Raw genomic sequence first — 22243 nt, 5'->3', positions numbered from 1 at the left:
CCGCGAATATCCCCACTCATGTGTCAGTACTGTAGTTATCGCTACCACGACGGCTGGACGCAACTCCTGTCCTACGACGAGACCTACCAGTCGGTGAGCGGTGGAAGCTCACAGTCGACCTACGGCTTCCACGACTCCTGGGACGACCTCCGCGAGGACGTGGGCATCTAGGCCTCGCGGGGGAACGGGTCGGCCCCGGGCGATCCCGCCGTCTCCGCATCCTCGGCCAGACAGTCGTCCAAGGCGGCCGTGACGGCGTCGGCATCGAGGTGACGGCCGATGATGACGAGCCGCGTCGTCGGGTCGTCATCGCCCCACTCGCCGATAGGGCCGGCCTGGACGGCCGGTCCGGCCTGACTCACACCGAGCACGGTTTCGGGACGGCTGGCGACCCACGCGAACCCCTTCAGGCGGACCACGTCGCCCTCCCAGTCGTCGAGCCAGGCGTCGAATCGTTCGGCGTCGAACGGTCGCTCCCGGCGGTAGACGAACGACTCGACCCCGTGGGCGGCGGCCGCGGGCCGATCCGCGTGGTCGTGCCGGTCCTCCTCGGCCGCGGCGAGCGCCCGCTTCCAGCCCTGCTGGCGCCGGGCGTCCTCGAAGTCGAACAGGCCCGTCCCGAGGACGGTGCCCGGATCGACCTCGGAGTAGGTCGTTCGGTGGATCGCCGCCCGGGGCTGGAGTTCGCGGATCGACGCCTCGACCGCGTCGAGTTCGTCGTCCGGAACCATGTCGCATTTGTTCAACAGGAGCACGTCACAGAACTCGATCTGGTCGACGAGCACCTCCGTCAGCGGGCGCTCGGGGGACGGCGCCGCGTCGGGGAGCGACTCGGCGGGATCGAACGCCTTCCAGAACCCGTAGGCGTCGATCACCGAGACGGTGGTGTCGAGGCGGATCCCCGCCGGTGGTCCGGCCTCGTCGGTCCCCGTCGTCAGCGTCCGGGCGATGGGGATGGGTTCGCTGATGCCCGAGGCCTCGATCACGAGGTGATCGAACGACCGTTCCTCGGCCAGCCGAGTCACCTCGGTCACGAGGTCGTCGCCGAGGCGACAGCAGATACACCCGTTCGAGAGATCGATCACCCCGTCGTCGGCCTCGCTCTCCAGCAGTTCGGCGTCGACGTTCACCTCGCCCATGTCGTTGACGACGACGGCGATGCGTCTGTCCCCCGGATCGTGCAGGAGGCGGTTGACCAGCGTCGTCTTCCCGGCCCCGAGCGGGCCGCTGACCACCGTCGTCGGAATCTCCGTCGTGTCTGCCATCGTTCGCGTCCACGTGACCGACCGTCATCAACCCCCGCAGTCCCGTCGCGTCCCGCGCACCGTCGGATCGGCGGTCGGCGAATTGACTCTCGACAGGTATCGAACGTAGTCCAAAGTCCGTCAGGTTTAAATATCTTCGCTCGGAACTGTCTGTATAGAGCCGTTTTGCTCACGATAACAACCAATGACCGATAGCGTACGCGGTTACACGACCGAACGCGCACGCGCGCGCGAAAGCGAGGACGAGACGGAGAGTACCGACGACAGCGAACAGCTGCGCTGTCCGGAGTGTGGCGGCCAGCTCGCCACGGACACGGAACACGGGGAGACGGTGTGTGCGGACTGCGGGCTCGTGGTCGAGGAGGACGAGATCGACCACGGCCCCGAGTGGCGCGCCTTCGACTCCAAGGAGAAAGACCAGAAATCCCGGGTCGGCGCACCGACGACCCAGATGATGCACGACAAGGGGCTGTCGACGAACATCGGCTGGCAGGACAAGGACGCCTACGGGAAGACCCTCTCCTCGCGCCAGCGCGAGAAGATGCAGCGCCTGCGCACCTGGAACGAGCGGTTCCGCACCCGCGACTCCAAGGAGCGCAACCTCAAGCAGGCCCTCGGCGAGATCGACCGCATGGCCTCGGCGCTGGGCCTCCCCGAGAACGTCCGCGAGACCGCCTCGGTCATCTACCGGCGCGCCCTCTCGGACGACCTGCTGCCCGGCCGCTCCATCGAGGGCGTCGCCACCAGCGCCCTCTACGCCGCCGCCCGACAGGCCGGCACCCCCCGCTCCCTCGACGAAATCGCCACCGTCTCCCGCGTCGACAAGGACGAAATCGCCCGCACGTACCGCTACGTGGTCCGGGAACTCGGCCTCGAGATCCAGCCGGCCGATCCCGAGCAGTACGTCCCCCGATTCGCCTCCGAACTCGACCTCTCGGACGAGTCCGAGCGCCGCGCCCGCGACCTGCTGAAGACGGCGAAAGAGCAGGGCGTCCACAGCGGCAAGAGCCCGGTAGGCCTCGCGGCCGCCGCCATCTACGCCGCCGCGCTCCTCACCAACGAGAAGGTGACCCAGAGCGAGGTCAGCGAGGTGGCCAACATCAGCGAGGTCACCATCCGCAACCGATACCACGAACTGCTCGAAGCCGAGGAGCAGATTCAGGTCCCGTAGGCTCCTTTCGCGCGGTGCGTCACCGGTACTCGACCGTCACCGATGCGTCCGCCGGCAACACGACGGTGTTCTCCTCGCCGGACAGGTCGATCTCGATAGTGCCTATCGTCGATTCGACGGGGACGGTGCGGTTCAGGCGGTCGTCCTTGATGCTGACGTGACTCATGGAGGGCACCTGACGGGAGTATCCGTGTCATCTGTGAAAAAGCTACGCGGTCGGAAGGACGATACGTCGCCCGATCCTGTCACCCCCATGGAGACGACCCGACATTTCACCGCGTCGATCTATCTGGTCGCGGACGGGGCGACGGCGCTTCACGAACATCCGGGCCTGGGCCTGCGACTGCCGCCCGGCGGCCACGTCGACCGGGGGGAACTCCCCCACGAGGCGGCGCTCCGCGAGGCCCGCGAGGAGACGGGGCTCGATCCGACGCTGCTGGCCGACACCGCCGACGTCTCCTCGCCGACGGCACGGGCCATCCCCCGGCCGCGACACCTGATGCTGGCGGACGTGAACGTCTGTGACGGCGAGGTGGGCCACCAGCACGTCGATCACGTCTACTACGCGACAGCCGGATCGCGGGACATCGACCCCGACCCGGACGAACCCGGCCCCGAGGCGTGGGCGTGGTACGACCCCGCGGACCTCCGGACGGCGGACGTCGACCCGGACGTGCGGGAACTGGGACTGGAGGCCATCGAGGTGGCCGCGGCGGCGGACGCCTAGCCGCCGACCAGCGACTCGACGTACCGGTCGACGTGGCGGTCCATCCGTCGCTTGAATCCGGCCTGCCGGGCGAGACGGTCGAGTTCGCGCGAGACGAGGCTCCCGTACTGGACGGCCTTCTTGTCGGTGGCGACGACGGAGTCGGGGAGCCAGCCCGCGGCCGCCCGCCGGAGCGCCACCTTTCGCTCGTCGGGCGTCGCGAGGAGGCGGCCGGGCAGGGGGAGCGCCGACGCGACGACCCGGTCGGTCAGGAGCGGCGTCACGGGCGCGACGCCCGCGGCCCGGAGGGTCAGGGTGTCGCGCTCCAACTGGTCGGGGAGCGACCGGATCACCTCGCGGGTCGCGCCGCGGACCGTCGTGGCCGCGACCCGGTCGTCGTTCCCCGGATCGACGACCTTCGCGTACCCGCCGAACAGTTCGTCGGCGCCCTGTCCGACGGCGAGGCGGTCGAAGCCGTCCGCGGCGGCGCGCTCGGCGACGAGATAGAGCGGGAGGGCGATGCTGACGGTCATGGCGTCGGTCCGCCCCGTCGCCGCGACCACCTCGGGGACGGCGCGTTCGAGGGCGTCGTGGTCGAGTTCGACGACCCGGAGGTCGCGATCCATCGCCGCGGCCGCGTCCCGCGCGGCGGTCACGTCGTGGGCGTCGGGGAAGCCGGCGACGTAGCAGGGGGCGTCGGGGACGCCGGCGGCGACGAGGGCGGAGTCGACGCCGCCGGAGAAGGCGACGGCGAGGTCGCTCCCGTCGACGGCCGAGACGGCCCCGCGGACGGCCCGGGAGACGGCCCCGACGGCCGCGTCGTCGTCCGTTTCGGTCGGCGGGTCGGGGAGCGACCAGACGCGGCGGTCGACGAGGTGGCCGTCGACGCGTTCGCGGACGTGGCCCGCCGGGACGGGCGAGGAGTCGGGGCCGGTCACGTCGTCGGGCGCGAACCCCCAGTCGGCGGGCGTCCCGAACAGGGGTCGGCGGCCGAGGACGTCGCGGACGAGGCGGCCGTCGAGGCGGCCGGCGAAGCCGCCGGTGCCGGGGAGCGGATCGCCGGCATCGAGGGCGCGGCGGACGGTCGCGGGGTCGGCGCCGCGGATCACAGCAGGTTACCGAGCGCGCGCATCAGCCGGCGTTTCGCCCCGCCGGCGGCCTGCCGGAAGCTGATCCGCCACGGCGTGCGCCGGCCCACGACGCTCGTTCGACCGGCCGCGATGGCGTCGAGGATGCTCTCGGCCGTGCGCTCGTCGGCGTCGACCTCGGTGATCGCTTGCCCGACCATCTCGGCGATGTGGGCGTCGCTCCCGGCGGTCATCGGGAGGTCGTGAGTGGCGGCGAAGCGCTCGGCCTTCCGGTTGGCTCGCCCGGTCAGGAGGCGGGAGTTGTACACCTCGATGGCGTCCGCGCTCGCGAGCGCCGGCCCGGTGACGTGTGGCGCGACGCCGTGGCGGGACGCCTGGAAGGGGTGGGGGATCACGGCGATGCCGCCCTGTTCGTGGATGCGGTCGAGGGTCGCCTCGAAGGGGAGGCCGGCGGGGATCAGGTCCCGGATCCCGAACGCGAGGACGTGGCCGGCGGCGGAGGTGATCTCCATCCCCGGGATGCCGATCAGGCCGTAGTCGGGGGCCTTCTCGACGGCGTCGAGGCTGGCGTCGATCTCGTCGTGATCGGTGACGGCGAGGGCGTCCAGACCGACCGACGCCGCCTGTTCGAGCAGGTGGTCGACCGGATCGCGGCCGTCGTGGGAGAGCGACGAGTGCGTGTGCAACTCGACCGATAACACGGTCGTACAGTGGGATGCCGGCAGTAAAAAGGCCGCCGGTCCGCGGCCCCGGCGGGGAGCCGGAGGCCGAGGTGTGGCACACATGGAAAGACATTACCTCCGGAGCGCGAAAGACGGGAGTGAATGAGCCTGTCCGACCCGGATCACGACCTCGTCGCCGCCGAACTCGGGCGGGACCCCACGCCCGCCGAGGCGGCGCTCTTCGAGAACCTCTGGAGCGAACACTGCGCCTACCGGTCGTCCCGGCCGCTGCTGTCGGCGTTCGACAGCGAGGCGGAACAGGTCGTCGTCGGCCCGGGCGACGACGCCGCGGTCGTCTCCCTGCCCACCCACGCCGCCGACGGCGAGGAGACCTACGTCGCCATGGGGATCGAGAGCCACAACCACCCATCCTACGTCGACCCGTACGACGGCGCGGCGACGGGCGTCGGCGGCATCGTCCGCGACATCCTCTCGATGGGCGCCTACCCCATCGCGCTGACCGACTCCCTCTACTTCGGCGGTTTCGACCGCGAACACTCCCGCTACCTCTTCGAGGGGGTCGTCGAGGGCATCGCCGACTACGGCAACGCCATCGGCGTCCCCACCGTCGGCGGCAGCGTCGAGTTCCACGACGACTACGAGGGCAACCCCCTGGTCAACGTCGCCTGCGTCGGCCTGGTGGACGAGGATCGCCTCGTCACCGCCGAGGCGAAGTCGCCGGGCAACAAACTCGTCCTCGTCGGCAACGCCACCGGCCGCGACGGCCTCGGCGGCGCCTCCTTCGCCAGCGAGGACCTGAGCGAGGACGCGGAGACCGAGGACCGACCCGCCGTCCAGGTGGGTGACCCCTACACGGAGAAACTGTTGATCGAGGCCAACGAGGCGCTGATCGACGAGGGGCTGATCCGGGCGGCCCGCGACCTGGGCGCCGCGGGCCTCGGCGGCGCCTCCAGCGAACTCGTCGCCAAAGGCGGGTTGGGCGCCGAGATCGAACTCGACCGCGTCCACCAGCGCGAGCCGAACATGTCGGCCCTGGAGATCCTGCTCGCGGAGTCACAGGAGCGGATGTGCTACGAGGTGCGCCCCGAGGACGTCGACCGGGTCGCGGCGATCGCGGACCGCTACGACCTCGGCTGTTCGGTCATCGGCGAGGTGACCGACGGCAACTACGTCTGCACGTTCGAGGGGGAGACGGTCGTCGACGTGCCCGCCGAGTTCCTCGCCGACGGCGCGCCGACGAACGACCTGCCGATGGAGGACCCCGAGGAGGCGCCCCGGGACCTGCCCGACGTCGACCCGGCCGACGCCTTCGACGCCGTCGTCGCCAGCCCCAACACGGCGAGCAAGGAGTGGGTCTACCGGCAGTACGACCACGAGGTGGGGACCCGGACCGCCCGACGGCCGGGCGACGACGCCGCGGTGATGGCGATCCGCGAGGCCGGCACGGGACTGGCGCTCTCGGCCGGCGCGATTCCGGCGTGGACGGACGCGAACCCCTACGAGGGCGCCCGGGCCGTCGCCCTGGAGAACGCGACCAACCTCGCGGCCAAGGGGGCGATCCCCCACGCCGCGGTCGACTGTCTCAACGGCGGCAACCCGGAGAAGCCGGACGTCTACGGCGGCTTCGGCGCCATCGTCGACGGCCTCGCGGACATGTGTCGCGACCTCTCGGTGCCGGTCGTCGGGGGCAACGTCTCGCTGTACAACGACTCCGCGGCGGGACCCATCCCGCCGACGCCGACGGTGGCGATGATCGGGGTTCGCGACGGCTACGACGCGCCGCCGATGGGCGCGACGGGCGAGGGCACGCTCCTCGAAGTCGGCGCGCGCGGCGGCGCGCTCGGTGGGTCGGAGTACCTCGCCCAGGTTGGCGGGACCGACCGCTTCCCCGACCTGCCCGACGACGCCGGGTCGACCGTCGACGCCCTCGCGACCGTCGCCGACCTCGACTCGACGCTCGCGACCCACGACGTGAGCCACGGCGGCCTCGCGGTGACGCTCGCGGAGATGGTGACCGACGACGTCGGCGTCTCGGCCACCGTCGCGGACGCCGAGGCGCTGTTCGACGAGACGCCGGGACGGGTGGTCGTCGAGACGACGGACGTGCCCGCGGTGGAGGCGGCGGCGGGCGACCTGCCCGTCCGGGATATCGGTGCGGCGACGGCCGACGCGCGGCTGACGCTGTCGGTCGGCGGCGAGCGACTGATGCGGGACGCGGCCGACATCGGCGACCTGCGGGCCGTGATCGAGCGCGAACTGGAGTGACTCGGGCGGGGCCACCGTCGAGTGATCCCGTCGTCCGGGCTCCGGCCCCGTTTCGGCGCCACCTATCCGTTCGGCTTCCGCTCTTGCTCGGGGTGATCGGAGATGAAGACGCTCGTGTCGTCCGGGACGTCGTCGGTCACCCAGGAGTTCGCGCCGATGCTCACGTGATCGCCGATCTCCACTGGCCCGAGGACGTTGCTCCCGGCGCCGATGACGACGTGATCGCCGATGTCGGGATGGCGCTTGTATCCCTTCGCCAGCATGTGTTCCTCGCCCTCCTCTTCCTCGAAGTGGAGCGCGCCGAGCGTCACGTTCTGGTAGATCCGGACCCAGTCACCGACCGTGGCCGTCTCGCCGATGACGACCCCGGTCCCGTGATCGACGAAGAAGTAGTCGCCGATCTCCGCACCCGGGTGGATGTCGATGCCCGTCTCGCTTTTCGCGTACTCGGCGAGTTCGCGTGCGTACTGGAAGTGCTCGGCCTCGTAGAGGACGTGTGCAACTCGGTGGGTCAGGGTGGCGTGAAACCCGGGATACGACCGGATGATCTCACAGTAGCTTCTGGCCGCGGGGTCGCCCTTGTACGCGGCCTCGACGTCCCGCTTGAGCGTGTCTCGGATCTCCGGCAGTCGGTCGAGCGTCTCGTCCACGACCCCGGTCAGGGAATCCCCATCTCGATCCGCGTAGGCCGTGATGCCTTTGTGGATGCACGTCCCGAGCCGGGTCAGGCGGCGACGCGTTTCGTCCGGATCGTCCAGCAGTTCCGTCGCGTTCCAGCACTGGGGGAACAGGAGCTGTTTGAGGAGGAGCGGCTCGTCGCGCAGAAAGTCGCGGCGGGGATACTCCCGCGAGGAGTCCGTCGGGAAGGGCGATTCGTCCGCTCGATAGGCGTCGACGAGTTCTCGGTCGGCGTCGCCGGTGTAATCGTACCCCATGTGTGTGACTAGTACTGTCGTCGAGTAACGTAGTCCTTCCACTTCGCACCGCTCGATCGGTCAGAACAGCAGCGGCAGGCCGAACGTCACCGCGAGGCCGACCAGCAGGACGACGAAGCCGACGCCGACCTGGCCGGTCGTGAACTCCTGCATGGGCGAGGTGACGCGCCCCTCGTCGTCGCTGTGCGAGTCGTGATCCTCGTGGGCGTGGTCGTCCATACGAGCCACTCGGACGGCACGTTACAAAAAGACACCTGAACGGCGCGGGACGCCGCGGGGGCGCCTCGCGCCGTTCAGTCGAACTGCTCCGCCAGCTTCCGCGGGAGCGTCCCGTTCCCCCGGAACACGTACCGGTCGTCGGTCGAGTCGACGAGTTCCCACCCGTCGCGCTCGACGCGGGAGATGGCCCACGAGAGCATCGTCTCGCGGCCGGTCTTGACGCCGCGCTGTTCGGCCTTCGCCTCGCCGTACTCCATCAACACGTCCCGGGAGAGGGCGAACGTCGCCCGGTCCTCGGCACAGGAGATGGAGTAGTTGAGGGTGTACGTGATGTTGGAGTCGTTGCCCGATCCGGACTGCGCGCCGGCCCCCCAGTTGTCCGGCTCGCCCCACACGTGCGTAAAGCCCGGGAGCGGGTCGTCGAAGACGGGGTCGTCCTCGACCCCCGAGACGACGAGTTTGATCGTCGACGTCTCGGCGGGCACGTCGACGAAGAAGGTCTTCCCGATGGAGTGGGTCCCCACCTCCAGGCTGTCGTTGACGTAGGTCTGCACCTGCCCGTTGACGGTGAACGTCCACGTCGTCTCCAGCGCCCCGCCGAGGAACCCGTCGTCGATCTGTGACACTTCCATGCTCTCGACGGTCAGCCGATACTTCGTACAGCGCCGTGGCGGCTCCGGTTCGCCGGCCGGCGGCTCCGGGGCGGTCTCCTCCCGGTCCATCGGTCCACAGCAGCAACAGCAGCTCATGGGTTCATATCACCGATAATAGATTAATTTATTAACATATATACGTTGCTATCGGGCGGGCGCCGACACCAGACGGCTTTTGTCGGCCGCCGACGGATACACCGCCACGAGTAATGGCCGTAACCAAGCGCATCATCCCCTGTATCGACGTGGACCTCGACGAGGACGGCGACCCGGCGGTGTACACCGGCGTCAACTTCGAGGATCTGAAGCACACGGGCGATCCGGTCGAGATGGCCCGCGAGTACAACGAGGCCGGCGCCGACGAGTTCGTCTTCCTCGACATCACGGCCAGCGCCGAGGGCCGGGAGACGATGCTCCACGTCGTCGAACGGGTGGCCGACGAGGTGTTCATCCCCCTCACCGTCGGCGGCGGCATCCGCACCCGCGAGGACATCAAGGAGACGCTGCGGGCCGGGGCGGACAAGGTGTCGATCAACACCGCGGCCATCGAGAACCCCGACCTGGTCGACGCCGGCGCGGCCGCCTTCGGCAGTCAGTGCATCGTCATCAGCGTCGACGCCCGCCGCCGCTACGACGAGGCGGGCGAGCATTACGAGCGGATCGACGGCGAGTCCTGCTGGTTCGAGTGTACGATCAAGGGCGGCCGCGAGGGCACCGGCGTCGACGTGGTGGAGTGGGCACGCGAAGTCGAGTCGCGGGGCGCGGGCGAACTGTTCGTCAACTCGATCGACGCCGACGGCACCAAGGACGGCTACGACATCCCCCTCACGCGCGCGGTCTGTGAGAGCGTCTCGACGCCCGTCATCGCCTCGTCGGGGTGTGGCGGTCCCGAGGACGCCCACGAGGTGTTCACCGAGGCCGGGGCCGACGCCGCCCTCGCGGCCTCCATCTTCCACTTCGACGAGTACACGATCCGCGAGGTCAAGGAGTACCTAGACGAACGGGACGTTCCGGTTCGGCTCTAGGCCGCCGCGTCGAACGCGGCCACGAAGTCGTCGGTGAGTTCCTGCACGCGACGGGTGGCGTCGCCCACGGCGTCGAGGGGATCGGTGCCGTCCTCGGTCTTGACCGAGAGGATCGGGTCGGTCTGGCCGCCCGACTGTTCGGGGTTCATGTCGTACGTCGCGGCCATGACCCCCGGCGTCTCCAGCAACGCCCCCTTGAGGACGTTCATGAACGTGTGATCCTCCCCCGCGATCTCCATGCGAAGTTCCTCGTCGGTCTTCTCGATGACCCGCAGTTCCATACCAACCGATACCGGCGGTTCGCGTTTCAAGGTTTCGTAAAGCACCGAATGATTTGCTCTCCGAACGAACGGGCGACGCCGGAGTGGCGTCCCCCGCACGGAGAACGTACGGGACCACACATGGTGGTCGTCCGACTGACCAAGCCACTGCGAGGAGCACCTGACTCGCAATGTGCTATGCGATACGTGACGCGTCGGGCCGGAGGCCGTTCGCGTCGGTTCCTAGATTTACGTATGTAGTGAAAAAGCTGTTGGCTAGACCAATATCTTCCACAAATAGAAATCGAAGTGTTCGAATGTCCGCGTTTGTGGTGTTAGGGTGACATTCGCAGTAGATGCGGTCGCGGAGCGGCGGGATCGGTCCGGTCAGCGGACGAGGTACGGCTCGTTGCCGGCGATGAAGCGTCCGAGGTCGGTCTCGCGGCGATAGTCGGTCGACCGGAGGCGGTCGATGGCGTCGACGAGTCGGCCGGCGTCGTCGGACTCCCACGCCGTGGGGTCCCGGACGGGCATCACGAGCCACCCGCTCCCGAGGAGTTCCGTGGCGTGGAGCGCCGAGAGGTCGAGGTCGGTGGCGTCGTGAGCGGTACACGTTTCGAGGACGTGTCGGGTCGCCCGCTCGCCCACCGGGAGGAGGACGTGCGCGGCGATAGCGCGGAGTTCGGCGTCGAAGAAGGGCTCCATGGCGGCGTACTCCTCCTCGGTCGGCGTCCCCTCCGGAACGCAGGTGTGGAGATAGGAGAGGAACGTGTTCTCGACGGTCGGTTCGTCGCCCGTGGTCCGGAGCAGACCCGCGTCGTGGAGCGCCCGCTGGAGGCGCCGCCCGGCGGGGTGGCCGGTGAAGGGAACGCCCGTCTCGGCGCCGCCGTGGACGCCGGGGTGGTCGCCGACGACGTGGAAGTGGGCGTTGGCGTCGCCGTAGCCCGGGACGAACCGCTCACAGGGCGGATCCATGCCGAAGGGGTTGCTGACGCGGTCGGTGACGTTTCGCACGGGTACCGCTACGCGTCCAGGAACCTAAATCTATAGAAGAGACACGGCGAGTGCCTCGGGGCTCGGCCCCGAGGCGGTCACAGTTCGACGCCGGAGGGGATGAGGCTCTTCGACCGGAGGAGGCTCCCGTTGGCGTCGTAGACGAGGAAGGTACTCTTGGAGTAGGTGGCGACCGTCTCGCCGTCGATCCGGAGGACGACGCTGTAGCGGCCGGCGTCGTCGTCCGTCGACTGACCGTACTCGCGGGCGGCGCGAACGAACCGCAACACGTCGTCGGCGTCCTCGTTGAGTTCGAGGAGGAAGTCGCCGGTGATCCGGTCGGTGACGCTGACGACCCCCGTCGCGTCCGGCGAGTCGAGGGAGTCCTGCAGTCGGAAGGTGACGTCCGTCTCCCCGGCCTCCAGGAGGTCACCTTCCGCGTCGGTCAGTCGATCCGTCAGCGTCTCCTTCGGCCCGTGGAAGTCGATAACGACGCGGGGCTCGGCCGGCGGCTCCCCCGTCTCCACCCAGTCGACGTTGTGTGCTTCCAACTCGAAGTGGTCGCGGCGCATTCCGTACTGCAGCCTTTGGGTTCAGAGGGTATGAACGTAACGCCCCGCGTCTGACGCGTCCGACACCCCGACGAACCGTCCGCTCCGAGTCTCCCGTGGACCGGGAACGCGGGGGCCGGACGGGCGCGCCGACGCGCTCGGTGACGGGACCCGCGGGGGGTCCGTTCCGGTCGGCGATGCCCACGGAACCCCTCGGTCGGCCGACGGGGGACGACGCCGATGGGTTTTATTCCGCGGCCGGTCGTCGACCACGCGTATGTGGGTCCGGTCGGAGTACGCTGGCGAACTGGCGGTCCTGACGACGTGGCTCTCGGCGCTGATCCCGTGGAATCTGACGTACGTCTCGGGGGTCGCGGGCGGTGCGTTCCTGTTCGTCCGCTTCCCGCTCCTGCAGGTGCGGTACAACTTCGGCGTCCCGCTGGCCGCCGGGGTCGCCGTCGCCGACCCGCTCTCGGCGGCCGCCTTCCAGCGCGGACGGGGGCTCGAACTCGCCTATCAGGTCTGGGGGGTCGGTGCGGCGCTCTTCCTGGCGGCGCTCGCCGTCTCCGTCGTCTACTACCGCCGCGAGTCGTGGGCCGAATCGTGGCCGGTCGACCCCGTGCGCCTCCTCGGCGCGCTCCTCCTCGGCACCGGCGTCGTCTTCGCGGCGGCGACGTCCCTCCTCCTGTCGCGGGGGTTCCCCGGCCTCCCCATTCCGCTCGGCGTCGTCTTCCTCCTCCTGTTCGGCGGCGTCCTCCTGACGGTGGACCGGACGGAGCGAGGAGAGCGGTCGTCCCCGTGACACAAAGTATAAATTCGGTGCCACCGCCATTGTACGTGTGACCCCGCCACCCGTTTCCGCGCTCGCGTCCGACGACGTTCGGACAGCGACGGGTGGCCTCGCGGCTCTTCTGAAAAAACGGGACCGGTGACACCGCTCGCGGCGGGAGTGGCGACCCCGTCCCGGGCGTCTTTCGGCCGATCCGTTCCGACACGACTAACAGCGCAGACGACACCCACCCAACAATGACGCTATCCGAGTTCCGCGGGGTCTACCCCGCCATGACCACGCCGTTCCACGAGGACGGCAGTATCGACTTCGAACTGCTCCGCGACGACGCCCAGCGGCTCGCCGACGCCGGCGTCGACGGCCTCGTCCCCGTCGGCTCGACCGGCGAGAGCGCGACGCTCAGCCACGACGAGCACGTCGAGGTCGTCGAGGCCGTCGTCGACGCCGTCGACGTGCCCGTGATCGCCGGCGCCGGATCGAACAACACCGCCGAGGCGCTCTCGCTCTCCCGGCGCTCCGCCGAGGCCGGCGCCGACGGCCTCCTCCTCATCTCGCCGTACTACAACAAGCCCGAACCGGCGGGGATGTACGAGCATTACCGAACCATCGCCGACGAGGTGGACCTGCCACAGATCGTCTACAACGTCCCCGGACGGACGGGCCGGAACGTCGATGTGGACACGACGGTCGACCTCGCCGCCCACCCCAACGTCCGCGGCTACAAGGCGGCGAGCGGCGACCTGAATCGGGTGTCCGAAATCGTCGAGCGCACCCGCGACGAGGAGTTCTCGGTGCTCGCGGGCGACGACGGCCTCATCCTCCCCACGCTCTCGGTCGGCGGGGCGGGAACGATCAGCGTCGTCGCCAACGTCGAACCCGAGCGGACGGTCGACCTCGTGCAGTCGGCGCTCGACGGCGACTACGAACACGCCCGCGAGCGACACCACGAACTCGGGCCGCTGATGCGCGCCCTGTTCTGGGAGACCAACCCCATCCCGGTCAACGAGGCGATGGCCATCCGCGGCTACGGCCCCGGGAGGGTCCGGTCGCCGCTCACCCGCCTCTCCGAGGACCTCCGCGCCGACCTCGAGGCCGTCCTCGCCGACCTCGATCCGGTGGAGGCCGAAGCGTGATCGAGGTGGCCGTCACCGGCGCCGGCGGCCACATGGGCCGGGAGGTCCTCGCCGCGGCGACCGACCGCGAGGGGATGGACGTCACCCTCGCCGTCAACCGCACGGCGGTCGGCCCCGTCGAGGGGATCGAAATCGAGGACGAGGCCGACCTGCCGCGCCTCCTCGACGAGCGCGACCCCGACGTGCTGGTGGACTTCACCGTCCCCGACCCGAGCGCCCGGTACGTCGAGGCCTGCGCCGACGCGGGCGTCGCCGCCGTCGTCGGCACGACGGGCTTCTCCGAGTCGCAACTCGCGGTGATCGCCGACGCCGCCGAGGCGGTCCCGGTCCTCCGGGCCGCGAACTTCGCCCGCGGCGTGGCGGCGCTCCGGCGGGCGATCCGCGAGGCCGTCGCCGCCGTCCCCGACTACGACGCCGAACTCACCGAGACCCACCACAACCGCAAGCGGGACGCACCCTCGGGGACGGCGCTGACGATTCTGGACGACGTCGACCGGACACGGGACGGGACCGCCGACCGCGTCCACGGCCGCGAGGGCGAACAGCCCCGCGAGGAGGGCGAGGTCGGCGTCCACGCGCGCCGGGCGGGCGACGTCACGGGCGAACACGAACTACTACTTGCGGGGAACCACGAGGTACTGACGCTCACGCATCGCGCCGAATCCCGCGGCGTCTTCGCCGAGGGTGCGCTCGATGCCGCCGACTGGCTCGTCGGCCGCCCGGCCGGCGAGTACGACTTCGAGGACGTACTATGACACTGGAATCCGACGTCTCCGATCTGTGGCAGCGCTACGACGACGACGAGGTCGACGCCGAGACGGCCTCCCCCGACGACCGCGACACGCTCGATGCCTTCCTCGACGGGCTAGAGGCGGGCGAGGTTCGTGCCGCCGAGAAGCGGGGCGGGGAGTGGGAGGCAAACGAGTGGGTCAAGCGCGGCATCCTGCTCAACTTCGGGCTCCGCCCCACCGAGGCACGCGCCTACGGCGGCGTCGACTACCACGACGTCCTCCCGCTCCGCGAGACGGCCGACCTCGGCGAGCGCGGAACCCGCAACACGCCCGACGGCACGACGATCCGTCGCGGCGCCTATCTGGGCAGCGACTGCATCATGATGAGCCCCTCCTTCGTCAACGTGGGCGCCCACGTCGGCGACGGCACGCTCGTCGACTCCTGTGACACCGTCGGCTCGTGTGCGCAGATCGGCGAGAACGTCAAACTGGGCGCGAACACGCTCATCGGCGGCGTCCTCGAACCCGTCGAGGACGCGCCGGTGATCGTCGAGGACGGCGCCTCGCTCGGTGCCGGCTGCCGGGTCACCTCCGGCTTCGTCGTCGGCGAGAACACGGTCGTCGGCGAGAACACGCTGCTCTCGCCGCGCATCCCCGTCTACGACCTCGTCGAGGAGGAGGTGATCTACGGCCACCTGCCCCCCGAGCGCCGGGCCTTCACCCGGATGGTCGAATCCTCCATCGGCGACCACGACATCTTCGCGGGCGGCGCGTACAAGCCCGCCGTCGTCGCGACGGACATCGAGGCCGAGACGCGCGACGCCACGCGGCGGGAGGAGGCGCTCCGGGAATGAGCGAGGAGGCGGCCGCCGGCGACGCCGGCCCCGACGTGCGGCGCCTCGCCGACTGGTCGGCCGCCGACCTGCGGGACTTGGCCGCCGAGTACGACACGCCGCTCTACGTCACCGACCTCGACCGGGTGCGGGAGAACGCACGGCGCCTGCGGGCGGCGTTCCCCGACGCGGACGTCCGCTACGCCGTGAAGGCCCACACCGGCCGGGCCGTCCTCGAAACCGTCCGCGAGGCCGGCCTCGGGGCCGAGTGCGCCTCGGCGGGCGAGGTGGTCCGCGCCCTCGACGCCGGCTACGAGGCGGTGCAGTACACGGCGGTCAACCCGCCGGCTGCGGACCTCGACACCGTCGTCTCGCGGTGGGCGGACGGCGCCGACCTGACCGTCGTGGCCGGCGCCCGCGACACCCTCACCCGACTCCGCGACCGGGGGTTCGACGGCCGGCTGGCGATCCGCGTGAACCCGGGCGTCGGCGCCGGCCACCACGAGAAGGTGACGACGGGCGGGCACGCCAAGTTCGGCGTGCCCTACGACCGCGCCGCCGACGTGGTGGCCGACGCCCGCGCGGACTTCGACGTGGTCGGGATCCACGCCCACGCCGGCAGCGGCATCAGCGGCGACGACCTCTCGGCTCACCGCGAACTCGTCGCCCGGATGGGCGACCTGGCCCGCGAGGTCGGCGACCTGGAGTTCGTCGACGTGGGCGGCGGCTTCGGCGTCCCCTACCGCGAGGACGAACCACCCCTGGATCTGCCCGCCGTCGCCGCGGCGACCCGGGAGGCGCTGGGCGACGTGGACGCCGCCCTCGCCGTCGAACCCGGGCGCTACGTCGTCGCCGACGCCGGCGTCCTGCTGACCCGCGTCAACACGGTCAAGCCCGTCGACGACGCGGGGTCGACGGGCGCGGTTCCCGTCGTCGCCGGGGTCGACGCCGGCATGACGGACCTGCTCCGCCCGGCGATGTACGACGCCTACCACGCCATCCGGAACCTGACCGAGGAGCGCCCCGAGCGCCCGGTCACCGTCGCCGGCCCCGTCTGCGAGACGGCCGACCTGTTCTGCGAGGAGCGCCGGCTGCCGACGCCGCGTCGGGGCGACCTGCTCGCCGTCGGTTCGGCCGGCGCCTACGGCTACGAGATGGCGAACACCTACAACTCCCGTCCCCGACCCGCGGAGGTCGTGATCGACGGCGACCCGCGACTCGCCCGCGAGCGCGAGACGCTCGACGACCTGACCGCGCTGGAGGGTGACCGATGACGACCGTCGCCGCCGAGAAGTACCACGGCACGGAGAACGACTTCCTGGTCGTGGACGCCGACGCGCCGGTCGTGGACCGGGCGGCGTTCGCGGCGACCCACTGCGACCGGGAGACGGGCGTCGGTGGCGAGCGAACCGGCGCCGACGGCGTGCTCTTCTGCTCGCTGGACCCGACCGCCTCGCCCGTCCGGGTGACGATGACGCTCGTCCAGCCGGACGGGTCGATCGCCGAGATGTGCGGCAACGGCGCGCGCGTGACGGCGACGTGGGCGGCCCGCGAGACGGGCGCCCGCGAGGTGGTCGTCGAGACGCCCGCCGGCGACCGTCGCGCCGTCGTCCGGAGCGGGGGCGTCACCGTCGAGATGGGTCGGCCATCGTTCGACCCGGCCGACGTGCCGCTGACCCACGACCACGCCGGGCCGCTGATCGAGGCGGACGTCGAGGGCCTGACCGTCACCGCGGTGAACACGGGCGTCCCGCACGCCGTCGCGTTCGTCGAGGACGTGGACGCCGTCGACCTCGAAACCCTCGCCCCTCCGGTTCGCCACGCCGACGTCTTCCCCGAGGGGACGAACGTCACGCTCGCCTCGCGGGTCGACCTCGACGACGGCGCGACGGCGGGCGCGCCGGGCGCCCCCGAGGCCTACCGCCAGCGGACCTACGAGCGGGGCGTCGAGGGCGAGACGCTCGCCTGCGGGACGGGTGCGGTGGCCGTCGTCGCCGCGGCGAAGCGCACCGGCCGCCTCGACGCCGAGGGGCCGATCCGGGTGTCGCCCCCGGGGGGCGACCTCGTCATCGTCGTGCCCGACGACGGCCCGGCGACGCTGACCGGCCCCGTCGAGCGCGAGTTCGACGTCGACCTGGAGGTCCCCGCGTGACCGACGCTTTCGACCCCGTCTCCTTCCTCGACGCGGCCGTCCGCATCGAGTCCCACGAGGACGTGAGCGAGATGCGGGCGTTCCTCGTCGACACGCTCCGGAACCACGGCGCCGATCCCATCGTCGACGACGCGGGCAACACGCTCGCCACGACGGGGTCGGGATCGCCACACGTCGTCCTGAACACCCACGTCGACACGGTGTCGCCGCACGTTCCCTACGACCGCGACGACGGGCGCATCCACGGCCGCGGCTCCTGCGACGCGAAGGGGCCGCTCGCGGCCATCCTCGCGGCGTTCTTCCGGACCGACCCCGCGGCGGGACGGCTGACGCTCGCGGTGACGCCCGACGAGGAGGTGTACTCCACCGGCGCGGCGGCGCTCGACCTCTCGGTCCTGCCGGGCGTCGACGCGCCGGACGGCGACGCCTACGTCGTCGGCGAACCGACCGGCCTCGACGTGTGTACGGCCGCCAAGGGGCGGTTCGAGGGGACGGTCGCCCTCTCGGGGGTCACCGCCCACGCGGCCGAACCGGAGACGGGCGTCAACGCCGTCGCCGCCGCGGAGGGCGCGCTGTCGGCGATCCGCGCCTTCGATGCCGACCGCGACCCCCACCCCTCGCTCGGCCCGGCGACGCTGACGCCCACCGTCGTCGAAGGCGGCGAGGCGACGAATCAGGTGCCCGCGGACTGCGCGATCACGGTCGACCGACGGAGCGTCCCGCCGGAGTCCGCCGACGGGTTCCGCGAGGCGCTGGCGGCGGCCGTCGACGACGCCACCCCCGACGCCGTCGGCGTGGACGTCGCGCTGACCGAGCGCCCCACCCCCTTCCTCGAGGCCTTCGCGACCGACGCCGACGAACCGGTCGTCCGTCACCTCTCGGCGGCGGCAGAGCGCGTCACCGACGGCGCGGCCGGCGAGGTCCGGCCCTTCACGGCCGCCACCGAGGCGTCCTACTTCTCGCCGGCGCCGACCGTCGTGTTCGGACCCGGCGTCCTCGCCGACGGGACCGGTCCCGTCGCCCACGCCGACCGGGAGTACGTCCGGGTCGCCGAGGTGGAGCGGGCGGCCGATGCGCTGACCGAGGCGCTCGCGGCGCTGGTGGACTGAAGCGCAACCCCCAAGCGCCCGGGGCGTCTGGACGCCACCATGTACGAGGCGGTCCACGTCGCGCCGGACGGCGACTCGCCGGCGACCCGCGTCGCCGAGACGGCGGCGCGGCTCGGGTTCGACGGCGTCGTGATCCGGGCGCGGGAGGCGTCGCCCGACCTCGACGCGCTCCGGGCGGAGACGGACATCGACGTCGTCGACGGGGCCGAGGTGACCGCCGCCGATCCGGAGGGCGCGAGCGGCGCCGTCGGCGGCCTCCGCCCGAAGCGGACGGTCCTCGTGGTCCGCGGCGGCACCGACCGCCTCAACCGGTTCGCCGTCGAGAACGAGCGGGTCGACGTGCTCTCGCGGCCGATGGCTGACGACGGCGACGTGAACCACGTCCTCTGCAATCGCGCCGCGGAGAACGGCGTCCGGATCGAGTTCGACTTCGGGCCGGTCCTCCGGTCGACCGGCGGGCCGCGGGTGCAGGCGCTGCAGGACCTGCGGAAACTCCGGGAACTCGTCGCCGACGCCGGGGCGCCGTTCGTCGTCAGCGCGAACCCGGCCTCCCACCTCCAGTTGCGCGCGCCGCGGGAACTCGTCGCCGTCGGCGAGGCGGTCGGGTTCGACCCCGACACCGTCCGTGCGGGGCTCCGCGAGTGGGGCGACCTCGCGGCGCGCAACCGCCACCGGCAGTCCGAGTCGTTCATAGAGCCGGGGGTCGAACGGGGGCCGTATGAAGAAGACGCTTGAGGAACACGCCGAGCGCTTCTCCGAACTGGCGCCGGAGTACGACGAGGAGGCGTCCCCCGAGTACCGCGCCTGTGTGGACCTCGTCGTGTCCTACGCCGACCCGTCGCCCGAGGACGTGGTGCTGGACCTGGGGACCGGCACCGGCGCCATCGCACTCGCCCTGGCGTCCGACGCCGACCGGGTGGTGGGCCGCGACATCAGCGCGGGAATGCTCGACGAGGCCCGCCGGAAGGCCGACGAGCGCGGCCTGGACAACGTCGCGTTCGGCGAGGGGCGGTTCCGCGACCCCGACTACGACGGCCCCGCCGACGTCGTGGTCTCGAACTTCGCCATGCACCACCTGAGCGACGCGGAGAAACGCGAGGCGATCGACGTCGTCGCCGCGCTCGACCCCCGCCGGTTCGTCCTCGGCGACGTGATGCTCTTCGAGGCGGTCGACCCCGAGTCGGGCGTCTACGACCCCGAGGTCGACGACCCGGCGCGGGCGGGCGTTCTCGCGGACGCCCTGACCGACGCGGGGTTCGTCCTGACGGCGGTGGATCGGGTGTCGGCGGCGGTCGGCGTCGTCGCCGCCGAGCGCCGATGAAGCACCTGCCCAAACACCTCCGCCCGCGGTGGCGATACCTCGCGGTGGGGCTGGAGACGTCGCCCGACGCCGCCGTCTCGCGGGGGGCGTTCCAGCGGGCGGTGTGGTACGCCGCGGGCAACCTGCTCGGCGACCCCGGGAGCGCGGACGCCGACCTGCGGGTGTTGCGGTTCTCCTTCGGCGATGGCGAGGGCGAGGCGGTGGTGCGGGCACGCCGCGGCGAGGTGGGGCCGGCCCGGGCGGCGCTCGCCTGCGTGGCCGAGGTGGACGGCGAGCCGGTCGGCGTCCACGTCCGCGGCGTCTCCGGGACGCTCCGGGGCTGTACGGAGAAGTACCTTTAAGCGCTTCCGGCGGACGGGGGATCCGGCCGTCGGCCGACCTTGCCGGCCAGCCAGCCGCCGACCTTCCCGCCGATCAGGCCGGCGACGACGCCGATGACGACGGCGGCGAGTCCGAGGCCGAGGGCGAGGACGACCGCCCCGACGGTGAAGGGCGTCGGCCCCGCGGCGCCGAGGGCCGCCGGGATCGACTCGGACAGAGCCCACGCGACTGCGGGGATCGAGCCGACGAGGCCGGCACGCACGCCCGCGGCGGTGGCGTCGGCCGACCGCGACCGGGCGGCGAGATAGCCGGCGATCAGGCCGCCGACGGCGACCATGTTGAGCGAGAAGTGACTGCCCATGCCGGAGAGCCAGTAGGCGCCCACGGTCAGGGGAATCGAGGCGCCGCCGCCGACGAGGGCGTACGTCCACGTCTCGGAGAGCGGGAGGGGCTTGCGGGGGGCCATCGACGGAGCGTCACACCGACGACACAAAAAACCCACTCCACGGTCGCGGGTGGGGAGAGGCGTCGCCCGCCGGCGCGAGCGCCGTCCGGCGCGTATTCGCCCGCCCGACCGCCCGAGTAAGAAAGGTATTTAGGACGCCGGGCCGGAGTGGCGACGCGAGAGACGCGTCGTGTTCGAGACCGGCCGCCGGCAGGGCGTCGTCCACGGTGTGGACGGGACCGGGTCGGCGGCGCTCGGACGCGACCGAACTCGATTTCGAGTCAGAGTCAACGTGATACAATGCAGGGACAAGCCCAACAGCAGGCCTACGACCGCGGGATAACGATCTTCTCGCCCGATGGCCGCCTCTATCAGGTCGAATACGCCCGAGAGGCCGTCAAGCGAGGGACAGCGAGCATCGGCATCCGAACCGAGGACGGCGTGGTACTGGCCGCGGACAAGCGCTCCCGGTCGCCGCTGATGGAGCCGACGAGCGTCGAGAAGATCCACAAGGCGGACGACCACGCTGGCATCGCGTCGGCCGGTCACGTCGCCGACGCGCGCCAGCTCATCGACTTCGCCCGCCGGCAGGCTCAGATCAACCGCCTCCGGTACAGCGAGCCCATCGGCATCGAGGCGCTCACGAAGGAAGTCACCGACCACATCCAACAGTACACGCAGGTCGGTGGCGCCCGCCCCTTCGGCGTCGCCCTCCTCATCGGCGGCATCGAGGACGGTGAACCCCGCCTCTACGAGACCGACCCCTCGGGGACGCCCTACGAGTGGAAGGCGGTCTCCATCGGCGCGAACCGCGGCGACCTCCAGGAGTATCTCGAGGAGAACTACGAGGACGGCCTCGACCTGGACGGCGGGATCGAACTCGCGCTCCGGGCGCTCGCGACCAGCAACGACGGGAGCCTCGAACCCTCGGGCGTCGACGTGGCGACCGTCAGCGTCGACACCGAGGCGTTCCACGAACTCGACAACGACGAGATCGAGTCTCACCTCGACGGCTTCGACCTCCTGCCGGGCGACGACGAGGACGCGGACGGCACGGACGCCGACGGCACGGATGCCGACGGCACGGACGCCGACGGCACGGATGCCGACGGCACGGACGCCGACGGCGACGAGGAGTAACGCCCTCGACGCCACCGACCAACCGTCTTCTCTCCGGTCGGTGTGTCTCCGATTCGAGGGGACGGATTCGCGACCGCGACGCCGCGCGTTCAGTACTCCTCGTAGGCCAAGTTCATCAGCCACTGCGAGAAGGCGTCGCTCCGAGGATCGACCTCCTCCTCGCCGATGAACGGCGAGAGCATGTCCCCCGCCATCAACAGCGAGAAGTCGAGGTCCCCGGTCGTCGGCATCAGGAAGTACGTGTTGTGTCCCTGATAGACCGTCTCCGCCCGCCGGATGAGCCCCGCTTCGACCAGCGATTCGGCGATGCGGCTCCCCTTCCGCGAGGAGATGTCGAGTTCCTTCCAGAGTTCGCTCTGGTGGATGCCCCGCGTCTCGAGCACCAGGTCGAGCGCCGCTCGCTCGTCGTCCGAGAGGTCGGCGTCCGGGTCCTCGGCCGCGCTCATCGGCACAC

At 71.0% G+C, this 22243-nt stretch carries 27 protein-coding genes and 1 pseudogene; 16 read left to right on the top strand and 12 right to left on the bottom strand.

Annotation, left to right across the window (positions count from 1 at the left end; genetic code table 11):
* Positions 1 to 18: 18 nt before the first annotated feature.
* Positions 19 to 171 (top strand): hypothetical protein, encoded by a 153-nt coding sequence (locus NBT67_RS04035; RefSeq protein WP_251343524.1) that lies wholly within the window; start codon positions 19 to 21, stop codon positions 169 to 171.
* On the opposite strand, the gene NBT67_RS04030 is transcribed toward NBT67_RS04035, so the two are convergent.
* Complete coding sequence (locus tag NBT67_RS04030) at positions 168 to 1265, bottom strand: CobW family GTP-binding protein (protein WP_251343523.1); 1098 nt, start codon at positions 1263 to 1265, stop codon at positions 168 to 170. The two genes, NBT67_RS04035 and NBT67_RS04030, sit on opposite strands and share 4 nt — an antisense overlap.
* 184 nt (positions 1266 to 1449) lie before the next feature.
* Here NBT67_RS04030 and NBT67_RS04025 point away from each other — a divergent pair, with 184 nt between their 5' ends.
* A complete protein-coding gene (locus NBT67_RS04025) occupies positions 1450 to 2436 on the top strand; it encodes a transcription initiation factor IIB (RefSeq protein WP_251343522.1) in 987 nt (328 codons plus the stop codon).
* 19 nt (positions 2437 to 2455) lie between these two features.
* Here the strand turns inward: NBT67_RS04025 and NBT67_RS04020 are convergent, their stop codons facing one another.
* Positions 2456 to 2602, bottom strand: coding sequence for a hypothetical protein (locus NBT67_RS04020; protein ID WP_251343521.1), 147 nt, complete (start codon positions 2600 to 2602; stop codon positions 2456 to 2458).
* 87 nt (positions 2603 to 2689) lie between these two features.
* On the opposite strand from NBT67_RS04020, the gene NBT67_RS04015 reads away from it, so the two are divergent.
* Positions 2690 to 3163 carry an NUDIX hydrolase gene (locus NBT67_RS04015; RefSeq protein WP_251343520.1) on the top strand — a complete coding sequence of 158 codons (474 nt, stop codon included), beginning with the start codon at positions 2690 to 2692 and terminating at the stop codon, positions 3161 to 3163.
* Here the strand turns inward: NBT67_RS04015 and NBT67_RS04010 are convergent.
* The gene (locus tag NBT67_RS04010) at positions 3160 to 4248 is read right to left on the bottom strand and encodes an asparagine synthase C-terminal domain-containing protein (protein WP_251344334.1); all 1089 of its coding nucleotides are present in this window, start codon (positions 4246 to 4248) and stop codon (positions 3160 to 3162) included. The genes NBT67_RS04015 and NBT67_RS04010 overlap by 4 nt on opposite strands.
* On the bottom strand, positions 4248 to 4931 hold the full coding sequence (locus tag NBT67_RS04005) for a PHP domain-containing protein (RefSeq protein ID WP_251343519.1): 684 nt from the start codon (positions 4929 to 4931) through the stop codon (positions 4248 to 4250). The genes NBT67_RS04010 and NBT67_RS04005 overlap by 1 nt, the downstream gene beginning before the upstream one ends.
* 123 nt (positions 4932 to 5054) lie before the next feature.
* On the opposite strand from NBT67_RS04005, the gene purL reads away from it, so the two are divergent.
* The gene (gene purL / locus NBT67_RS04000; RefSeq protein ID WP_251343518.1) at positions 5055 to 7178 is read left to right on the top strand and encodes a phosphoribosylformylglycinamidine synthase subunit PurL; all 2124 of its coding nucleotides are present in this window, start codon (positions 5055 to 5057) and stop codon (positions 7176 to 7178) included.
* 62 nt (positions 7179 to 7240) lie between these two features.
* Here purL and epsC read toward each other — a convergent pair whose 3' ends face one another.
* From epsC to NBT67_RS03985, 3 genes are all read right to left on the bottom strand, one after another.
* On the bottom strand, positions 7241 to 8113 hold the full coding sequence (gene epsC / locus NBT67_RS03995; protein ID WP_251343517.1) for a serine O-acetyltransferase EpsC: 873 nt from the start codon (positions 8111 to 8113) through the stop codon (positions 7241 to 7243).
* A gap of 60 nt (positions 8114 to 8173) precedes the next feature.
* Positions 8174 to 8332: a DUF7550 family protein gene (locus NBT67_RS03990; RefSeq protein ID WP_251343516.1), complete on the bottom strand. Its 159-nt coding sequence runs from the start codon at positions 8330 to 8332 to the stop codon at positions 8174 to 8176.
* A 74-nt stretch (positions 8333 to 8406) separates the two neighbouring features.
* A complete protein-coding gene (locus NBT67_RS03985; protein WP_251343515.1) occupies positions 8407 to 9081 on the bottom strand; it encodes a hypothetical protein in 675 nt (224 codons plus the stop codon).
* A 113-nt stretch (positions 9082 to 9194) separates the two neighbouring features.
* Between NBT67_RS03985 and hisF the strand changes: the two genes are divergently transcribed.
* A complete protein-coding gene (gene hisF / locus NBT67_RS03980; protein WP_251343514.1) occupies positions 9195 to 10010 on the top strand; it encodes an imidazole glycerol phosphate synthase subunit HisF in 816 nt (271 codons plus the stop codon).
* Here the strand turns inward: hisF and NBT67_RS03975 are convergent.
* From NBT67_RS03975 to NBT67_RS03965, 3 genes are all read right to left on the bottom strand, one after another.
* The gene (locus NBT67_RS03975; protein ID WP_251343513.1) at positions 10007 to 10291 is read right to left on the bottom strand and encodes a DNA-directed RNA polymerase subunit L; all 285 of its coding nucleotides are present in this window, start codon (positions 10289 to 10291) and stop codon (positions 10007 to 10009) included. The genes hisF and NBT67_RS03975 overlap by 4 nt on opposite strands.
* A gap of 366 nt (positions 10292 to 10657) precedes the next feature.
* Complete coding sequence (locus NBT67_RS03970) at positions 10658 to 11284, bottom strand: uracil-DNA glycosylase (protein ID WP_251343512.1); 627 nt, start codon at positions 11282 to 11284, stop codon at positions 10658 to 10660.
* 77 nt (positions 11285 to 11361) lie between these two features.
* Positions 11362 to 11835: a DUF5793 family protein gene (locus NBT67_RS03965; protein ID WP_251343511.1), complete on the bottom strand. Its 474-nt coding sequence runs from the start codon at positions 11833 to 11835 to the stop codon at positions 11362 to 11364.
* Positions 11836 to 12091: 256 nt separating this feature from the next.
* On the opposite strand from NBT67_RS03965, the gene NBT67_RS03960 reads away from it, so the two are divergent.
* From NBT67_RS03960 to NBT67_RS03915, 10 genes and pseudogenes are all read left to right on the top strand, one after another.
* Positions 12092 to 12616: a DUF7549 family protein gene (locus NBT67_RS03960; protein ID WP_251343510.1), complete on the top strand. Its 525-nt coding sequence runs from the start codon at positions 12092 to 12094 to the stop codon at positions 12614 to 12616.
* 224 nt (positions 12617 to 12840) lie between these two features.
* Complete coding sequence (gene dapA, locus NBT67_RS03955) at positions 12841 to 13737, top strand: 4-hydroxy-tetrahydrodipicolinate synthase (RefSeq protein WP_251343509.1); 897 nt, start codon at positions 12841 to 12843, stop codon at positions 13735 to 13737.
* The gene (dapB, locus tag NBT67_RS03950) at positions 13734 to 14492 is read left to right on the top strand and encodes a 4-hydroxy-tetrahydrodipicolinate reductase (protein WP_305881854.1); all 759 of its coding nucleotides are present in this window, start codon (positions 13734 to 13736) and stop codon (positions 14490 to 14492) included. Before dapA ends, dapB begins: the two co-directional genes overlap by 4 nt.
* Positions 14489 to 15322 (top strand): 2,3,4,5-tetrahydropyridine-2,6-dicarboxylate N-succinyltransferase, encoded by an 834-nt coding sequence (locus NBT67_RS03945; protein WP_251343508.1) that lies wholly within the window; start codon positions 14489 to 14491, stop codon positions 15320 to 15322. The genes dapB and NBT67_RS03945 overlap by 4 nt, the downstream gene beginning before the upstream one ends.
* Positions 15319 to 16575: a diaminopimelate decarboxylase gene (lysA, locus tag NBT67_RS03940; protein WP_251343507.1), complete on the top strand. Its 1257-nt coding sequence runs from the start codon at positions 15319 to 15321 to the stop codon at positions 16573 to 16575. Before NBT67_RS03945 ends, lysA begins: the two co-directional genes overlap by 4 nt.
* Positions 16572 to 17453 (top strand): diaminopimelate epimerase, encoded by an 882-nt coding sequence (gene dapF, locus NBT67_RS03935; protein ID WP_251343506.1) that lies wholly within the window; start codon positions 16572 to 16574, stop codon positions 17451 to 17453. Before lysA ends, dapF begins: the two co-directional genes overlap by 4 nt.
* A complete protein-coding gene (locus NBT67_RS03930) occupies positions 17450 to 18562 on the top strand; it encodes a M20 family metallopeptidase (protein WP_251343505.1) in 1113 nt (370 codons plus the stop codon). The genes dapF and NBT67_RS03930 overlap by 4 nt, the downstream gene beginning before the upstream one ends.
* Before the next feature lie 39 nt (positions 18563 to 18601).
* The gene (locus NBT67_RS03925) at positions 18602 to 19297 is read left to right on the top strand and encodes an RNase P subunit p30 family protein (RefSeq protein ID WP_251343504.1); all 696 of its coding nucleotides are present in this window, start codon (positions 18602 to 18604) and stop codon (positions 19295 to 19297) included.
* Entirely contained in the window at positions 19281 to 19883 is a 603-nt protein-coding gene (locus NBT67_RS03920) for a class I SAM-dependent methyltransferase (RefSeq protein WP_251343503.1), read from the top strand. The genes NBT67_RS03925 and NBT67_RS03920 overlap by 17 nt, the downstream gene beginning before the upstream one ends.
* Positions 19880 to 20221 (top strand): annotated as a pseudogene (locus NBT67_RS03915) (Rpp14/Pop5 family protein); the annotation flags it as partial. The gene NBT67_RS03920 and the pseudogene NBT67_RS03915, both read left to right, overlap by 4 nt.
* Here the strand turns inward: NBT67_RS03915 and NBT67_RS03910 are convergent.
* Positions 20221 to 20670, bottom strand: a complete 450-nt coding sequence (locus tag NBT67_RS03910; protein WP_251343502.1) for a DUF5518 domain-containing protein — start codon at positions 20668 to 20670, stop codon at positions 20221 to 20223. The pseudogene NBT67_RS03915 and the gene NBT67_RS03910 overlap by 1 nt on opposite strands.
* Before the next feature lie 279 nt (positions 20671 to 20949).
* Here NBT67_RS03910 and psmA point away from each other — a divergent pair, with 279 nt between their 5' ends.
* A complete protein-coding gene (gene psmA, locus NBT67_RS03905; RefSeq protein WP_251343501.1) occupies positions 20950 to 21789 on the top strand; it encodes an archaeal proteasome endopeptidase complex subunit alpha in 840 nt (279 codons plus the stop codon).
* Between the two features lie 89 nt (positions 21790 to 21878).
* On the opposite strand, the gene NBT67_RS03900 is transcribed toward psmA, so the two are convergent.
* Positions 21879 to 22241: a helix-turn-helix transcriptional regulator gene (locus NBT67_RS03900; RefSeq protein ID WP_425498894.1), complete on the bottom strand. Its 363-nt coding sequence runs from the start codon at positions 22239 to 22241 to the stop codon at positions 21879 to 21881.
* Positions 22242 to 22243: the final 2 nt, after the last annotated feature.

The organism is Haloplanus sp. GDY1 (assembly GCF_023703775.1).
Taxonomy (GTDB): domain Archaea; phylum Halobacteriota; class Halobacteria; order Halobacteriales; family Haloferacaceae; genus Haloplanus; species Haloplanus halophilus.
Note: the sequence above shows the minus strand (reverse complement) of the source record. Positions and strands in the feature narration are given on the sequence as shown.

Bases quoted from the DNA above. Each gene is read 5' to 3' on its own strand.
- NBT67_RS04035 (WP_251343524.1), top strand. From the start codon at position 19: ATGTGTCAGTACTGTAGTTATCGCTACCACGACGGCTGGACGCAACTC.
- NBT67_RS04030 (WP_251343523.1), bottom strand. From the start codon at position 1,265: ATGGCAGACACGACGGAGATTCCGACGACGGTGGTCAGCGGCCCGCTC.
- NBT67_RS04025 (WP_251343522.1), top strand. From the start codon at position 1,450: ATGACCGATAGCGTACGCGGTTACACGACCGAACGCGCACGCGCGCGC.
- NBT67_RS04020 (WP_251343521.1), bottom strand. From the start codon at position 2,602: ATGAGTCACGTCAGCATCAAGGACGACCGCCTGAACCGCACCGTCCCC.
- NBT67_RS04015 (WP_251343520.1), top strand. From the start codon at position 2,690: ATGGAGACGACCCGACATTTCACCGCGTCGATCTATCTGGTCGCGGAC.
- purL (WP_251343518.1), top strand. From the start codon at position 5,055: ATGAGCCTGTCCGACCCGGATCACGACCTCGTCGCCGCCGAACTCGGG.
- epsC (WP_251343517.1), bottom strand. From the start codon at position 8,113: ATGGGGTACGATTACACCGGCGACGCCGACCGAGAACTCGTCGACGCC.
- NBT67_RS03990 (WP_251343516.1), bottom strand. From the start codon at position 8,332: ATGGACGACCACGCCCACGAGGATCACGACTCGCACAGCGACGACGAG.
- NBT67_RS03985 (WP_251343515.1), bottom strand. From the start codon at position 9,081: ATGAGCTGCTGTTGCTGCTGTGGACCGATGGACCGGGAGGAGACCGCC.
- hisF (WP_251343514.1), top strand. From the start codon at position 9,195: ATGGCCGTAACCAAGCGCATCATCCCCTGTATCGACGTGGACCTCGAC.
- NBT67_RS03975 (WP_251343513.1), bottom strand. From the start codon at position 10,291: ATGGAACTGCGGGTCATCGAGAAGACCGACGAGGAACTTCGCATGGAG.
- NBT67_RS03965 (WP_251343511.1), bottom strand. From the start codon at position 11,835: ATGCGCCGCGACCACTTCGAGTTGGAAGCACACAACGTCGACTGGGTG.
- NBT67_RS03960 (WP_251343510.1), top strand. From the start codon at position 12,092: ATGTGGGTCCGGTCGGAGTACGCTGGCGAACTGGCGGTCCTGACGACG.
- dapA (WP_251343509.1), top strand. From the start codon at position 12,841: ATGACGCTATCCGAGTTCCGCGGGGTCTACCCCGCCATGACCACGCCG.
- NBT67_RS03945 (WP_251343508.1), top strand. From the start codon at position 14,489: ATGACACTGGAATCCGACGTCTCCGATCTGTGGCAGCGCTACGACGAC.
- lysA (WP_251343507.1), top strand. From the start codon at position 15,319: ATGAGCGAGGAGGCGGCCGCCGGCGACGCCGGCCCCGACGTGCGGCGC.
- dapF (WP_251343506.1), top strand. From the start codon at position 16,572: ATGACGACCGTCGCCGCCGAGAAGTACCACGGCACGGAGAACGACTTC.
- NBT67_RS03925 (WP_251343504.1), top strand. From the start codon at position 18,602: ATGTACGAGGCGGTCCACGTCGCGCCGGACGGCGACTCGCCGGCGACC.
- NBT67_RS03920 (WP_251343503.1), top strand. From the start codon at position 19,281: ATGAAGAAGACGCTTGAGGAACACGCCGAGCGCTTCTCCGAACTGGCG.
- NBT67_RS03910 (WP_251343502.1), bottom strand. From the start codon at position 20,670: ATGGCCCCCCGCAAGCCCCTCCCGCTCTCCGAGACGTGGACGTACGCC.
- psmA (WP_251343501.1), top strand. From the start codon at position 20,950: ATGCAGGGACAAGCCCAACAGCAGGCCTACGACCGCGGGATAACGATC.